Source organism: Limimaricola cinnabarinus (genome assembly GCF_047631075.1).
Taxonomy (GTDB): domain Bacteria; phylum Pseudomonadota; class Alphaproteobacteria; order Rhodobacterales; family Rhodobacteraceae; genus Limimaricola; species Limimaricola cinnabarinus.
This window is the reverse complement of record NZ_JBLHYX010000010.1, coordinates 83,122-96,515: the sequence shown is the minus strand read 5'-3', so window position 1 is coordinate 96,515 and position 13,394 is coordinate 83,122. Positions and strand designations below refer to the sequence as shown.

The 13,394-nt window shown below is 66.6% G+C and carries 15 protein-coding genes; 11 read left to right on the top strand and 4 right to left on the bottom strand.

What is annotated here, in order from left to right:
• The first annotated feature begins 32 nt into the window (after nt 1-32).
• From ACJASC_RS10190 to ACJASC_RS10175, 4 genes are read left to right on the top strand one after another with little or no spacing between them, the layout of a single operon-like run.
• A complete protein-coding gene (locus tag ACJASC_RS10190) occupies nt 33-746 on the top strand; it encodes an ABC transporter ATP-binding protein (protein WP_021694110.1) in 714 nt (237 codons plus the stop codon).
• Between the two features lies 1 nt (nt 747).
• Nucleotides 748-1,128, top strand: coding sequence for a hypothetical protein (locus ACJASC_RS10185; RefSeq protein ID WP_415145713.1), 381 nt, complete (start codon nt 748-750; stop codon nt 1,126-1,128).
• Nucleotides 1,125-2,138, top strand: coding sequence for a branched-chain amino acid ABC transporter permease (locus ACJASC_RS10180; protein WP_415145711.1), 1,014 nt, complete (start codon nt 1,125-1,127; stop codon nt 2,136-2,138). The genes ACJASC_RS10185 and ACJASC_RS10180 overlap by 4 nt, the downstream gene beginning before the upstream one ends.
• Nucleotides 2,135-3,433 (top strand): branched-chain amino acid ABC transporter permease, encoded by a 1,299-nt coding sequence (locus ACJASC_RS10175; protein ID WP_415145709.1) that lies wholly within the window; start codon nt 2,135-2,137, stop codon nt 3,431-3,433. Before ACJASC_RS10180 ends, ACJASC_RS10175 begins: the two co-directional genes overlap by 4 nt.
• Nucleotides 3,434-3,512: 79 nt before the next feature.
• Here the strand turns inward: ACJASC_RS10175 and ACJASC_RS10170 are convergent, their stop codons facing one another.
• Nucleotides 3,513-4,622, bottom strand: coding sequence for a HupE/UreJ family protein (locus tag ACJASC_RS10170; protein WP_415145707.1), 1,110 nt, complete (start codon nt 4,620-4,622; stop codon nt 3,513-3,515).
• Nucleotides 4,623-4,650: 28 nt separating this feature from the next.
• Here ACJASC_RS10170 and ACJASC_RS10165 point away from each other — a divergent pair, with 28 nt between their 5' ends.
• From ACJASC_RS10165 to ACJASC_RS10150, 4 genes are all read left to right on the top strand, one after another.
• On the top strand, nt 4,651-5,445 hold the full coding sequence (locus ACJASC_RS10165; protein ID WP_415145705.1) for a DUF4198 domain-containing protein: 795 nt from the start codon (nt 4,651-4,653) through the stop codon (nt 5,443-5,445).
• A 32-nt stretch (nt 5,446-5,477) separates the two neighbouring features.
• A complete protein-coding gene (locus tag ACJASC_RS10160) occupies nt 5,478-6,371 on the top strand; it encodes a PfkB family carbohydrate kinase (RefSeq protein ID WP_415145703.1) in 894 nt (297 codons plus the stop codon).
• Nucleotides 6,368-7,282: a pseudouridine-5'-phosphate glycosidase gene (locus ACJASC_RS10155; RefSeq protein WP_415145701.1), complete on the top strand. Its 915-nt coding sequence runs from the start codon at nt 6,368-6,370 to the stop codon at nt 7,280-7,282. The genes ACJASC_RS10160 and ACJASC_RS10155 overlap by 4 nt, the downstream gene beginning before the upstream one ends.
• Nucleotides 7,283-7,380: 98 nt before the next feature.
• The gene (locus ACJASC_RS10150) at nt 7,381-8,106 is read left to right on the top strand and encodes a DUF502 domain-containing protein (RefSeq protein ID WP_415145699.1); all 726 of its coding nucleotides are present in this window, start codon (nt 7,381-7,383) and stop codon (nt 8,104-8,106) included.
• A 7-nt stretch (nt 8,107-8,113) separates the two neighbouring features.
• Here the strand turns inward: ACJASC_RS10150 and ACJASC_RS10145 are convergent, their stop codons facing one another.
• Both ACJASC_RS10145 and ACJASC_RS10140 read right to left on the bottom strand, forming a co-directional pair.
• Nucleotides 8,114-9,145 carry a patatin-like phospholipase family protein gene (locus tag ACJASC_RS10145; protein WP_415145697.1) on the bottom strand — a complete coding sequence of 344 codons (1,032 nt, stop codon included), beginning with the start codon at nt 9,143-9,145 and terminating at the stop codon, nt 8,114-8,116.
• Nucleotides 9,142-9,915: a 3-hydroxybutyrate dehydrogenase gene (locus ACJASC_RS10140; RefSeq protein ID WP_415145695.1), complete on the bottom strand. Its 774-nt coding sequence runs from the start codon at nt 9,913-9,915 to the stop codon at nt 9,142-9,144. Before ACJASC_RS10140 ends, ACJASC_RS10145 begins: the two co-directional genes overlap by 4 nt.
• Nucleotides 9,916-10,291: 376 nt before the next feature.
• On the opposite strand from ACJASC_RS10140, the gene ACJASC_RS10135 reads away from it, so the two are divergent.
• The 3 genes from ACJASC_RS10135 to ACJASC_RS10125 all read left to right on the top strand — a co-directional run bounded on the left by ACJASC_RS10135 (nt 10,292) and on the right by ACJASC_RS10125 (nt 12,745).
• Nucleotides 10,292-12,157 (top strand): extracellular solute-binding protein, encoded by a 1,866-nt coding sequence (locus ACJASC_RS10135; protein WP_415145693.1) that lies wholly within the window; start codon nt 10,292-10,294, stop codon nt 12,155-12,157.
• Nucleotides 12,154-12,282 carry a hypothetical protein gene (locus ACJASC_RS10130; protein ID WP_415145691.1) on the top strand — a complete coding sequence of 43 codons (129 nt, stop codon included), beginning with the start codon at nt 12,154-12,156 and terminating at the stop codon, nt 12,280-12,282. The genes ACJASC_RS10135 and ACJASC_RS10130 overlap by 4 nt, the downstream gene beginning before the upstream one ends.
• A 124-nt stretch (nt 12,283-12,406) precedes the next feature.
• Nucleotides 12,407-12,745: a hypothetical protein gene (locus tag ACJASC_RS10125; protein WP_021694123.1), complete on the top strand. Its 339-nt coding sequence runs from the start codon at nt 12,407-12,409 to the stop codon at nt 12,743-12,745.
• A 9-nt stretch (nt 12,746-12,754) separates the two neighbouring features.
• On the opposite strand, the gene ACJASC_RS10120 is transcribed toward ACJASC_RS10125, so the two are convergent.
• Complete coding sequence (locus ACJASC_RS10120) at nt 12,755-13,384, bottom strand: helix-turn-helix domain-containing protein (protein WP_415145689.1); 630 nt, start codon at nt 13,382-13,384, stop codon at nt 12,755-12,757.
• Nucleotides 13,385-13,394: the final 10 nt, after the last annotated feature.

The following is a 13,394-nucleotide window of genomic DNA, read 5'->3' as shown; positions in this document are numbered from 1 at the left end:
AAATTTGCGCAATTCGGGAAAGATGAACCGCCATGTCTGAGCCGCATCTGATCGGCGAGGCGATGACCGGCGGCTATGGGCGCGGCGCGGACATCCTGCATGGCTGCACGCTGTCGGTCGACAAGGGCCGGATCGCGGTGATCGTCGGCCCCAACGGCGCCGGCAAATCGACCGCGATGAAGGCGGTGTTCGGCATGCTGAACCTGCGGTCGGGCTCCGTTCGCATCGGTGGCGAGGACATCACCGCCCTCTCACCGCAGGACCGCGTCGCCAAGGGCATGGCCTTCGTGCCGCAGACCTCGAACATCTTCCCGTCAATGACTGTCGAGGAAAACCTCGAAATGGGGGCGTTCTTGCGCCGCGACGACATCCGCCCGACGATGGAGCAGATCTACGACCTGTTCCCGATCCTGCGCGACAAGCGTCGGCAGGCCGCGGGAGAGCTGTCGGGTGGCCAGCGCCAACAGGTCGCCGTGGGCCGCGCGCTGATGACGCAGCCTTCGGTGCTCATGCTCGACGAGCCGACGGCAGGCGTGTCGCCCATCGTCATGGACGAACTGTTCGATCGGATCATCGAGGTCGCCCGCGCCGGCATCACCATCCTGATGGTCGAACAGAACGCGCGTCAGGCGCTCGAGATCGCCGATACCGGCTATGTCCTCGTGCAGGGTGCCAACGCCTATACCGGCACCGGGGCCGAGCTTCTGGCCGATCCGGAGGTGCGCCGCACCTTCCTGGGGGGCTGAGATGAAATCTCTGATCCTTATGATCGCCGCCCTGCCCGCTCCGACCTTCGCCGAAGGCGCGCGGATCGTGTTCGACTGCCGGACCCTGACGCGCTGCGACGCCGCCGGGTCCTGCGACGTCGCGACCGATCCGCACCGCTTCACCTTTGCGCCGCTGGCGCGCGGCACCGACGAGATCGACCTCTACGAGGTGAGCTATGACGAGGTGACGGCCAAGGCCGAGGCCCCGGCGGGGCTGCGCCAATTCTCATGGAGCGAGGGCGAGGCCGACCGGCAGACCCTGCTTCTCAACGACGACACACATGCGACATGGCACCGGCTGCGCGAGAACGACGCGGGCAACACCGAGATCGCCTTCCTGCGCTGCGAGGTGCTGCAATGACCGATCTTCTGAACGCGATCGTCGCGCTGTCGAACTTCGTTCTGGTGCCGGGGGCCGCCTATGGCGCGCAGCTGGCGCTCGGCGCTTTGGGCGTGACGCTGATCTACGGCATCCTGCGGTTTTCCAACTTCGCCCATGGCGACACCATGGCCTTCGGCACGATGGCGACGATCCTCGTCACATGGGGGCTGCAATCCATCGGCATCAGCTTCGGCTTCCTGCCGACGGCCCTCATCGCCCTGCCCATCGGCATCGCCATCACCGGTCTGCTGCTTCTGGGCACAGACCGGGTGATCTACCGCTTCTACCGCAAGCAGAAGGCCGCGCCCGTCGTCCTCGTCATCGTGTCAATCGGCGTGATGTTCGTGATGAACGGCCTCGTACGCTTCATCATCGGCGTCGGCGACATCAACTTCGCCGATGGCACGCGTTTCGTCATCAACGCGCGCGAGTTCAAGGAGATGACCGGCCTCGACGAGGGTCTCGCCATCCGCTCCACCACACTGATCACGCTGGTCACGGCGGCGATCGCGGTGGCGCTGCTGTTCTGGTTTCTCAACAGGACGCGCATCGGCAAGTCGATGCGCGCCTTTTCCGACAACGAGGATCTGGCGCTGCTGTCGGGCATCAACCCCGAGCGCGTGGTCGCCGTCACATGGCTTATCGTCGCGGCACTCGCGACCACCGCCGGCGTGCTCTACGGCCTCGACAAGTCGTTCAAGGCCTTCACCTACTTCCAGCTGCTGCTGCCGATCTTCGCCGCCGCCATCGTCGGCGGCCTCGGCAACCCGCTAGGCGCCATCGCGGGCGGCTTCGTGATCGCCTTTTCCGAGGTGCTGGTCACCTATGCATGGAAGAAGGTGCTCGAATATCTGCTGCCCGAGAATCTCGAGCCGTCGAGCCTCGTGCAGCTTCTCTCCACCGACTACAAATTCGCCGTGAGCTTCGCGATCCTGATCATCGTGCTGCTGTTCAAGCCCACCGGCCTCTTCAAGGGACAGTCCGTATGACCGCGCGTGGCTATCTACTCTATGCCGGAATGGCGCTGCTGATCGTCCTCACCGGCATGTTCCAAGGCTGGAATCTGGCGCTGACGATCCTCAACATGGGGCTGATCTCGGCGATCATGAGTTTGGGCGTGAACCTGCAATGGGGGTTCGCCGGGCTCTTCAACGTCGGCGTCATGGGCTTCGTGGCGCTGGGCGGTCTTGCCGCCGTGCTGGTGTCGCAGCCGCCCGTGGCCGAGGGCTGGAACGCGGGCGGCCTGCGGCTCTTGGGCGCGCTGGCGCTGGGTGCCACCGTGCTGGTCGCGGCGGTGCATATCTGGAAGCGCAAGATCGGCGGGCGGATGCGCACGCTGGTGATGCTGGCGCTGCTGATCGGCGGCTTTTTCCTGTTTCGCGCGGCGCTCGACCCGGCGGTCGAGGCGATCGAGGCGATCAATCCCTCGCTTTCGGGCTATCTTGGAGGCTTGGGCCTGCCGATCATCGTGGCGTGGCCCGTGGGCGGCCTGCTGGCCGCCGGGGCCGCGTGGATCATCGGCAAGGCGGCGCTGGGCCTGCGCTCGGACTACCTCGCCATCGCGACGCTGGGCATCGCCGAGATCGTGATCGCGGTTCTCAAGAACGAGGACTGGCTGTCGCGCGGCGTGAAGAACGTGGTCGGCCTGCCCCGTCCCGTGCCCTACGAGGTCGACCTGCAGCGCGATGCGGGCTTCGTCGAGCGTGCGGCGAATTACGGGCTCGATCCGGTCACCGCTTCGACGCTCTGGGTCAAGATCCTTTATGCGGGACTCTTCACCGTCGTGCTGGTAATCATCCTGTGGCTGGCGCAGCGGGCGCTCGCTTCGCCATGGGGCCGGATGATGCGCGCGATCCGCGACAACGAGGTCGCAGCCAGCGCAATGGGCAAGAACGTCACCGCGCGGCACCTGCAGGTGTTCATCCTCGGCTCGGCCGTCTGCGGCATCGCGGGCGCGATGATGACCACGCTCGACGGTCAGCTCACCCCCGGCTCCTACCAGCCGCTGCGCTTCACCTTCCTCGTCTGGGTGATGGTGATCGTCGGTGGATCGGGCAACAATTACGGGGCGGTGCTGGGCGGTTTCCTGATCTGGTGGCTGTGGGTGATGGTCGAGCCGCTGGGCCTGTGGACCATGGACCTGATCACCTCGGGCATGGCCGCCGACAGCTGGCTGCGCGGGCATCTCACGGACTCGGCGGCGCAGATGCGGCTGATGACCATGGGGGTGATCCTGCTCGCGGTGCTGCGCTTCAGCCCCAAGGGCCTCATGCCCGAACGCTGAGCGACGCGTCCAGGGACAAAGGTAAAGGGCGGCGACCGGATATGGTCGCCGCCCTTTTTCATGCGCCGGGCGATGAGACTCAGAGCAGCGTGCGCTCGATCACCCACCAGATGCCCACCAGCGCGATCGCGGCCGAGGCCGGGACCGCGATGACGCGGCGATACCACGGCTTGCGCCAAGCCCAGCCCACCGCGAGAAAGGCCAGCGCGATCACCGTGAGCTGGCCCAGCTCCACCCCGATGTTGAAGCCGATGAGCGCGGGCACGAAAGCCCCTTCCGGCAGGCCGAATTCGCCCAAGACGCTGGCAAAGCCGAGCCCGTGCAGCAGGCCGAAGCCAAACACGATGACCGGCCGCCAAAGGCCCAGATGCGGGAACACGATGTTCTCGATCGCGACGAAGGCGATCGAGGCCGCGATCAGCGGCTCCACGATGGCGGCGGGCACCGACACGTAACCCAAGGCCGCCAGCGCCAGCGTCACCGTATGCGCCAGCGTGAAGGCCGAGACCTGCCACAGCAGCGGCCGCAGCCGGGCGGCGAGGAAGAACAGGCCCAGCACGAACAGGATGTGGTCGAGCCCCTTGGGCAGGATGTGGTCGAAGCCCACGGGGATGTAGTTGACGAGGCTGGCCCAAGGCCCGGCCTGGTCGCCACCGCCAAGGCGGATCGGATCCGAGAGCGTGCCCGCCTCGAGATAGCCATCATAGGGCTTTTCCACCCCCTGCTGGCGCAGCACCAGCGTGCCGAAGGCGGCATCCCAGCCGACCTGCACGGTTTCGGCCCCCTCGGGCAACGGCGCCGAGAAGGACAGCCGGGCCGGGCGAGGAAGCGACAGGTCACCCGGCTCGGGGATCTCCACCCCATCGAGTTCGGGCGTCACGGCCGCCCCGTCGACGAGGATCTCGATCCGCGACGCCATCTCGGGCCAGAAGGCGCGGAACCGCGCCTCCATGGCCTCGGCGTCGAGTGCGCGCAGAGTGTCGTAGGTTTCGGCTTCAGGTGCTGCATTGGTATCGGTCACGGCACCAAGGTCGATCCCGGCGACATATCCTTCGAGGGGTGCCTCGACCGCGAAAGTCAGACGGTCGCCCTGCCGCTCCATGTCGGCGATCGCGGGCAGCACTTCATGCGCCCGCGCCAGCATTGCCCATGATGCAAGAATGCTTGACAGCAGCAGGGCGAGAGCCACTCTCGCCCCCAACCCAAGGAGCCCGTGCATGCGTGTTATTTCCATCTGCCTCGCCTTGTTGTCCACGCCCGTCGCGGCGCATGAATATTGGATCGAACCGCTCGATTGGCAGATCGGCGCGAACGATAAGGTGCAGGCCCGGCTTGTCAACGGATCGGACTTCGTCGGCATCGAGTTCGCCTTTCTGCCCGATCGTTTTACCCGCTTCGACCTGATCTCGAATGGCCGGGCGGTTCCTGTGACCGGGCGGCTCGGATCCCGCCCGGCCCTCGACAAGAAGGCCCCCGCCGAGGGTCTCGTGGTCGCGGCCTATGTCTCGACCCTGAACCTGCTGACCTATGACGACCGTGAGACATTCGAGAAATTCGTCGCCGAAAAGGATCTTGGCGCGGTGGTGCAGGCCCGTGGAGATCAGTTAAAAGACGTCCCCACCGAGGTCTTCACGCGCTATTCCAAGGCGCTGATCGGCGTCGGCGACCCCGAAGGCAGCGACAGTCACCTCGGCCTCGCGGTCGAGCTGGTGGCGCTCGACAACCCGTATACCGACGATCTTTCCGACGGGCTGCGAGTGCAGTCGTACCAAGCCGACACCCCGCGCGCCGACACGCAGATCGAGCTGTTCTCGCGCGATCCCGAGGGCGAGGTGGAGTTGACGCTGCACCGCACCGATGCCAAAGGCGTGGCGGTGCTGCCGGTCGAGCCGGGGCATGATTACCTCGTCAGCGCCGTGGTGCTGCGGGCGCCGGACAGATCCATAGCGGCGGCCACGGGTGCCGTGTGGGAAAGCCTCTGGGCGGCGCTGACCTTTGCCGTCCCCGATTGACCGGGGCGCGGGGCTGCGGCAGACCGGAGCCCATGAACAAGACACCTGACATCCTGTGCATCGGCTCCGTGCTGTGGGACGTGATCGGCCGCACGGCGAGCCACATGCGCGTGGGCTCGGACGTGCCCGGCCGCATCCACCGCCTGCCTGGCGGTGTCGCGATGAACATCGCGATGACGCTGGTGCGTTTCGGCCTGCGTCCGGCGCTGCTGAGCGCGCTTGGCCGCGACGTCGAGGGCGACGAGTTGGCCGCCGAGGCGGCGCGCATGGGCATGGAGGTCGAGCATCTCTATCGCTCGGACGACCTGCCCACCGACATCTACATGGCGATCGAGGGCGCCAACGGTCTCATCGCCGCGATCGCCGACGCGCATTCGCTCGAACAGGCGGGTGACAAGATCCTGCGCCCCTTGGATGACGGGCGGCTGGGCTCGGCCGACGCTCCTTGGGCGGGACTCGTGGCGCTTGACGGCAACCTCACGACCGAGCTTCTGGCGCAGATCGCCCGATCGCCGCTGTTCGCGCGCGCCGATCTGCGCGTGGCCCCCGCCAGCCCCGGCAAGGCCGAGCGGCTCCTGGCGTTGATGGGCCACCCGACGGCGACGCTCTATGTCAATCTCGAGGAGGCCGGGCTGCTGTGCCATGCCGCCTTCGAAAGCTCCGACGCCGCGGCCCGCGCGCTGGTGGCGCGCGGCGCGCACCGGGCGCTGGTCACCGATGGCGGCCGTGCCGCGACCGTGGCCACGGCGCACGACGTGTTCACCCAGACCCCGCCGGAGGTGCTCGTCACCCGGGTCACCGGCGCGGGCGACACCTTCATGGCGGCGCATATCGCGTCCGAGGCCGAGGGCATGGCACCCGAGGCCGCGCTCGCGCGCGCGCTCACCGCCGCCGCCACCTACGTATCCGGAGACAACCCGCTGTGATCGATATCCAATATTCGCCCGAGGTCGCCGAGGCGCGCGCCGAAGGCCGCCCGCTCGTTGCGCTCGAAAGCACGATCATCACCCACGGCATGCCGTTTCCGCAGAACGTCGAAACGGCGCGCCGCGTCGAGGCCGAGATCCGCGCCCATGGCGCCGTGCCCGCCACCATCGCGGTGCTAGAGGGGCGGCTGCATGTCGGCCTGACCGACGACCAACTCGACCGGTTGGGGCAGGCACGCGACGTGGCCAAGCTGTCGCGCGCCGATTTCGCCGCCTGCCTTGCGCGTGGCGGCGACGGCGCGACCACGGTGGCCGCGACGATGATCGCAGCGAGGCTTGCGGGGATCGAGGTCTTCGCGACGGGCGGGATCGGCGGCGTGCATCGCGGCGCAGAGGACAGCTTCGACATTTCGGCCGATCTGCACGAGCTGGCCAAGACGCCGGTGACCGTCGTCGCGGCGGGCGCCAAGGCGATCCTCGACCTGCCCAAGACCTTTGAGGTGCTGGAGACGCTGGGCGTACCGGTCATCGCCTATGGGCAAGACATGCTGCCCGCCTTCTGGTCGGCCACCTCCGACATGCCCGCGCCGCTGCGCATGGACAGCGCCGCCGCGATCGCCGCCGCCGCCCGGATGCGCGCGGCGATGGGGCTCGACGGTGGCCAGCTCGTCGCCAATCCGATCCCCGCCGAGGCCGAGATCCCGGCCGAGGAGCTGCGCCCGGTGATCGAACAGGCGCTGGCCGAGGCCGAGGCGCAGGGCATCGCCGCCAAGGCCGTGACGCCCTTCCTGCTGGGCCGCATCTTCGAGCTGACCGGGGGCCGCTCGCTCGAGAGCAATATCGCGCTGGTGCTCAACAACGCGCGGCTCGGCGCGGCCATCGCCGTCGAGCTGGGCAAGACGCGCAGCTAGGCCTAGTCCCGGCCCCGGCATGTGCGTGCCCCATTGCCGGGGCACGTGCGCGCGCCTAGATAGGCTGTAGCCGTGACGCGCAAAGGACGAGCCCGCCCGTGACCCGCCCGCCGATCCTGCCGCCGCACCCAGACGAGCCGCCGCGTCGCCGCCGCCTCATCGGCATTCTGCGCAACAACTTCATCGCGGGCGTCGTGGTGATCGCGCCGATCGGCCTGACCGTCTGGCTGATCTGGACTTTGGTAGGTTGGATCGATGGCTGGGTCCTGCCATTCGTGCCGAACCGGTTCAATCCCGAGCAGTATATCGGGATCAACCTGCGCGGTGTCGGCGTCATCTTTTTCATCCTGTTCACCTTTCTAGTGGGCGCTTCGGCCAAAGGATTTGTCGGGCGCAGCCTGTTGCGGATGGGCGAAAGCCTCGTGGCCCGGATGCCGGTGGTGCGCTCGGTCTATTCGGGGCTCAAGCAGATCGCGGAGACGGTCTTCGCGCAGAGCGAGACCAGCTTCGATCAAGCCTGCCTGATCGAATATCCACGCAAGGGGCTGTGGGCGCTGGCCTTCATCTCCACCTCGGCCAAGGGCGAGGTGGCGCGCCGCCTGCCGGGCGGCGAGGATATCGTCACGGTGTTTCTGCCGACCACGCCCAACCCGACCTCGGGCTTTCTGCTGTTCCTGCCGCGCTCGGAAGTCACCGTGCTCGACATGTCGGTCGAGGATGCGGCCAAGCTGGTTATCTCGGCGGGCCTCGTGACGCCCCCCGACCATCTGCGGCCCGGAAGCGTGGACGCCTCGGCGCTGCACACCGGCACGGCCGGGCGCTGAGGCGCGATCAGGAGAACATCGCGCGCAGATCGACGGTGTCGCGCTGGCCCAGATCCTGCTTGTGATCGGTGAGAAAGCGGTCCATCGCAGCTTCACCGGCGGCGCGCAGCCGCGCGAGGATCACCGGCGCGGGGATCGCCTTGGTCGCGATGTTGAGATCGTTCATCAGCGCGTCGTCGCCGACCATGTGGATCAGCACCCGCTTCATCGCGCCTTCGGGCAGCGTATGACCGTCGAGCAGTCGGCGCACGAAATCCACCGCGCGAAGCTCTCGCAGGAGCGATGAGTTGAAGCTGATCTCGTTGATCCGGTTCTGGATCGACGGGCTGTCGTCGGGAACGTCCTCGCGGTAGAGCGGATTGATGTTCACGATCAGAACATCGGCTGGCAACTCTTTGTCATACAATGGGAAAAGCGCCGGGTTTCCCGTATATCCCCCGTCCCAATAGGCCTCGCGCCGGCCGGTCGCCGGGTCGTCGATCTCGACCGCTCGGAACAACGTCGGCAAGCAGGCCGAGGCAAGGATCGCCTTCGGCCCGAGCGCCTCGCCCGAGAACACGCGGATCTTGCCCGAGCGCACATTCGTCGCGCCCACGAAAAGCGCGGGGCCGCCGGGTCCGCGCACCGCGTCGAAGGAGATCTCGTTCAGGATCCGCTCCAGCGGATTGCGCAGGAGCGAGCTGTAGGCATAGGGCGAAAACGCCCGCGTCGTCATGTCGAAGATCTTGAAGCTCGGCGACATTTCGATCGCGCGAGCCAGAGCCGGAGCGGTGGGTGCCAGCGCAGCGATCCAGTCCGACCAGCGGGCATCGGTGATCGCCCCCACACGGCCCCAGAACCACGCGAGAGAGGCGCGCGCGCCGCGGCGCCCGTCTTGCGCCCAGCCCGCCTTGAATGCCACCGCGTTCATCGCCCCCGCCGAGGTGCCCGAGATCGCGGCGATCTCGATGTCCTCCTCATTCAGAAGCCGGTCCAGCGCCCCCCAGGTGAAAGCACCATGCGCGCCGCCGCCCTGAAGTGCGAGGCTGAGGCGGATCACAGCGCGGTCCAGCCGCCATCGACGCTGATCGTGGTGCCGGTGATCTGCGCCGCGGCGTCGGAGCACAGGAAGATAGCCGTGCCGCCGAGCTGTTCGGTGGTGGCGAACTCCTTGGAAGGTTGGCGCTCCAGCATCACCTCGCGGATCACCGTGTCGCGATCCATACCATGGGTCTTCATCTGATCGGGGATCTGCGACTCGACCAGCGGCGTCAGCACGTAGCCCGGGCAGATCGCGTTGGCGGTGATCGGCTCGCGCGCGGTCTCGAGCGCGGTCACCTTGGTCAGGCCGACGATGCCGTGCTTGGCGGCGACATAGGCGGATTTGAACGGGGAGGCGGTGAGGCCATGGGCGCTGGCGATGTTGATCACCCGGCCCCAGCCCGCCTCGCGCATCATCGGCAATGCGACGGCGGTGGTGTGAAAGGCCGAGCTGAGGTTGATGGCGATGATCGCGTCCCACTTGGCGGTGGGAAAGCGCTCGATCGGCGCGACATGCTGAACCCCGGCGTTGTTGATCAGGATGTCGCAGCGCCCCGCCGTCTCGACCAGAGCGCGAGCGGCGTCGCTGTCGGAGAGATCCGCCGCGATGTAACGCGCCTTGACGCCATGCGCATCGGCAATTTCCTGCGCAAGCGCATGGTCCTCATCGCGATCCGTGAAGGAGTTGAGGACGACATCGGCGCCCGCCCGCGCCAGCTCGCGCGCCACTCCCAGTCCGATTCCCGAGTTCGAACCCGTGATGATCGCGGTCTTGCCCTTAAGCTGCATCGTCGCCGTCCTTCTTGATGACATCTGCCATGGAATGTGGGGTATGGCGGTGGAAAAGCGAAGCGTTATCTCCCGCAACCCCTTGATAAGCGTGAGATGGTTCGATAGCGCTCGGCCTATCGGCTTACAGCTTCATCAGTCTTGTCGCCTCCATGGCCTCAAAAAAAAACGCCCGCACGAGGCGGGCGCTGAGTTATGAGGCAGGTTTCATACAGGCAAGAAACCTATCGAGCAGTGAGTCTCTTATAAGCCTTTCCCTGCCGTCCTCCAAGCTAAAAGTTTGATAAAGAACAGGGGGGGCTATACGGTTTTCTTCAACTATAAATCTGGTCAGAAAACCGAACCGACAGGGGCTCCTTTCAAGATGACACGATCCATGACCACACTGCTTCAAGGTAGCGTCTTCATGCTGCTTTGCGGCACGACCGCGTTGCAGGCCGAGCCATCGCACGGAATCGCCATGTATGGAGAACCCGCACTGCCGGAAGGGTTTACCGCCCTGCCCTATGCCAATCCCGACGCGCCGACCGGGGGCCGCATGGCCACGGCGGAGGTCGGCGGCTTCGACAGCCTCAACCCCTATATCCTGAAGGGGTCTGTCCCGTGGCAGCTCAGCTACCTGATCGGCGAGAGCCTGATGGGCCGCACCCTCGATGAGCCCTTCTCTCTCTATGGCTTGCTGGCCGAATCGGTCGAGACGAGCCCCGAGCGCGATTGGGTCGAGTTCACCCTGCATCCTGACGCTGCCTTCTCCGACGGCAGCCCGGTCACCGTCGAGGACGTGATCTGGTCCTTCGAGACGCTCGGCACCGAGGGTCACCCGCGCTATCTAGGGTTCTGGGAAAAGGTCGAAAGCATCGAGGAGACCGGCGAGCGCAAGGTCCGGCTCACCTTCAACACCCCCGACCGCGAATTGGCACTGCTCGCGGGCATGCGACCGATCCTGAAAAAGGCGCAGTGGGAGGGCAAGGACTTTGCCGAGAGCGGGCTCGACACCATCCCGATCACCTCGGCACCCTACGTGATCGACGATTTCGAGGCGGGCCGCTTCATCGCGCTCAAGCGCGACCCCGACTACTGGGGCGCCGATATCCCGTTCCGGCGCGGCACCAACGTGCTCGACGAGATCCGGCTCGAATTCTTCGGCGACGAGACGGCGGCCTTCGAGGCCTTCAAGACCGGTGAAACCGATTTCACCCGCGAATTCAACGTCGCGCGGTGGGAAAGCCAATATGACTTCCCGCGCGTGCGCTCGGGCGAGGTGGTGCTCGAGGAGCTGCCGCACGGCCGTCCCTCGGGCATGACCGGCTTTGTGATGAACAGCCGCAAGCCGGTGTTCGAGGATTGGCGCGTAAGACAGGCGATGATCGAGGCGTTCAACTTCGAGTTCATCAACGACGCGATGACAGGCGGCGCGCAGCCCCGCATCACCTCGTATTTCTCGAACTCGCCGCTCGGCATGGACGAAGGCCCGGCCGAGGGCCGCGTCAAGGAATTCCTGATGCGCTGGGAGGACAACCTGCTGCCCGGCGCGCTCGAAGGCTATGCCCTCCCCGTCAGCGACGGCTCGGAGCGCAACCGCAAGGGCACGGCGGCCGCGCTGGCGCTGCTGTCGAGCGCGGGCTGGGTGATCCAGAACGGCGTGCTGACCAACGAGTCGACCGGCGAGCCATTCGCCTTCGACATCCTGCTCGAGACCGGCAGCTCCGAGAACGCGTCGATCATCGACATGTATGTCCAGGCGCTCGAGCGGATCGGCGTGACGCCGACCATCACCACGGTCGACAGCGCCCAGTTCAAGGAGCGCACCGACGCCTACGACTTCGACATGACCTACTTCCGTCGCGGCCTGTCGCTGTCACCGGGCAACGAGCAGTTCGCCTATTGGGGGGCCGAGGCCGCCGGGACGCCGGGCGGACGAAACGCCATGGGCGTGCAGAACCCCGCCGTCGACGGGCTGATCGACCTGCTGCTCACCTCCGAGAGCCAAAACGATTTCGTCGCCGCGACCAAGGCGCTCGACCGGGTGCTGACGACGGGGCGCTACGTGATCCCGATCTACCAGTGGAACATCAGCCGCATTGCCCATGACGCCGAACTGCACCATCCCGAGACCATCCCGGTCTTCGGCGACTGGCCCGGTTGGCAGCCTGACGTCTGGTGGCACGAAGAGGCGGCAGAGGGCACCGAGGACGCCGCGGATGCGCCTGATACCGCTAGTGAAGCGGAGAGCGCCCAGTGAGGCGCTGCGCGCTCCTGCTGGCGCTCTTAGGCCTCGTTGCGGCCTGTACGCCGGTCAAGGTCGTCGGCAACGCCGCTGTCGGCACCGCGCAGCTCGGTCTCGGGGTCGTCGATATGGCGATCTGAGCCGAGGGTCCCTCACGATCCGACCCGATGGTCGGGGCGACCTTCCGCAGGGGGCGGACCGGAACCCGGTCCGCCCCCTTTCCGTTGCCGCCATGAAGCATCGGGCAGCATGAGGAGACCCGCGATGAAATGGAGCCATGTGGCCAAGCACTGGCACGCTTTCGTGCCCAACATCCTGACGCAGTGGCCGGATCTCGACAGCGACGAGGTCGAGGCCACCGAGGGGGAGTTGGGCCCGTTCCTCGATCATATGTGCGAGGTGACCGGTATGAGCCGCGAAGACGCGCGCGACGAGGTCTCGGAATGGCTCGAGGGCACGGACCCGGCCGACGCGGTGATGGACGAGACCCGCGACAACGAACGGATCATCGCCTCGGCCCGGTCGATGCATCCCGGCGAGGACGTGTTCAGCGACGACGCCGAATTCGGCGATGACGACAGCAAGGACGGGCGCGACAGCTGAGCGCGCGGCTCACTCGAGCGACGTGACCCATAGGATCGTCGCGTCCTCGGGGCTGGTCGAGATCACGTTGTGGCCCATCGCGGCGTCGTAATAGGCGCTGTCGCCACGCTTCATCTCGACCGGCTCGTAAAACTCGGTCAGTAGCCGGATCGTGCCGGTGAGCACGTAGAGGAATTCCTCCCCGTCGTGTCGCACCCAGCCATCGAACTCCTCGAAGACGCGCGCCCTGATCCGAGCGCGGTAAGGCAGCATCTTCTTGGCCCTGAGACCTTCGGCCAGAAGCTCGTGCTCGTAGGTCGCGGTGATCTGCCCCGTGCCCTCGCCCGCGCGGGTCGTCACCATGCGGCCCAGTACCCGATCGCGGCGCGGCGGGGTGAACAGCTGCGGCACGGTGATGCCCAAGCCCTGCGCCAGCTTCTTGAGCGCGTCATAAGTCGGCGACATCTGCCCGTTCTCGATCTTCGAAAGCGTCGAGCGCGCGAGACCCGCATGCCCCGCCGCCTGTTCGAGCGTCCAGCCCTGCGCCTGACGCAGCTCACGCACGCGCGGCCCGAGATCGAGCGGAGGGGCGGTTTCGGAGGTGCCGTTCTCGCGCGCGATGCGGATCAGGGCGCCGGGACGGGTGTCTGGGTCGGGCATGCGCCGACAT

Bases quoted from the DNA above. Each gene is read 5' to 3' on its own strand.
- ACJASC_RS10190 (WP_021694110.1), top strand. From the start codon at position 33: ATGTCTGAGCCGCATCTGATCGGCGAGGCGATGACCGGCGGCTATGGG.
- ACJASC_RS10160 (WP_415145703.1), top strand. From the start codon at position 5,478: ATGAACAAGACACCTGACATCCTGTGCATCGGCTCCGTGCTGTGGGAC.
- ACJASC_RS10185 (WP_415145713.1), top strand. From the start codon at position 748: ATGAAATCTCTGATCCTTATGATCGCCGCCCTGCCCGCTCCGACCTTC.
- ACJASC_RS10175 (WP_415145709.1), top strand. From the start codon at position 2,135: ATGACCGCGCGTGGCTATCTACTCTATGCCGGAATGGCGCTGCTGATC.
- ACJASC_RS10120 (WP_415145689.1), bottom strand. From the start codon at position 13,384: ATGCCCGACCCAGACACCCGTCCCGGCGCCCTGATCCGCATCGCGCGC.
- ACJASC_RS10180 (WP_415145711.1), top strand. From the start codon at position 1,125: ATGACCGATCTTCTGAACGCGATCGTCGCGCTGTCGAACTTCGTTCTG.
- ACJASC_RS10135 (WP_415145693.1), top strand. From the start codon at position 10,292: ATGACCACACTGCTTCAAGGTAGCGTCTTCATGCTGCTTTGCGGCACG.
- ACJASC_RS10125 (WP_021694123.1), top strand. From the start codon at position 12,407: ATGAAATGGAGCCATGTGGCCAAGCACTGGCACGCTTTCGTGCCCAAC.
- ACJASC_RS10165 (WP_415145705.1), top strand. From the start codon at position 4,651: ATGCGTGTTATTTCCATCTGCCTCGCCTTGTTGTCCACGCCCGTCGCG.
- ACJASC_RS10140 (WP_415145695.1), bottom strand. From the start codon at position 9,915: ATGCAGCTTAAGGGCAAGACCGCGATCATCACGGGTTCGAACTCGGGA.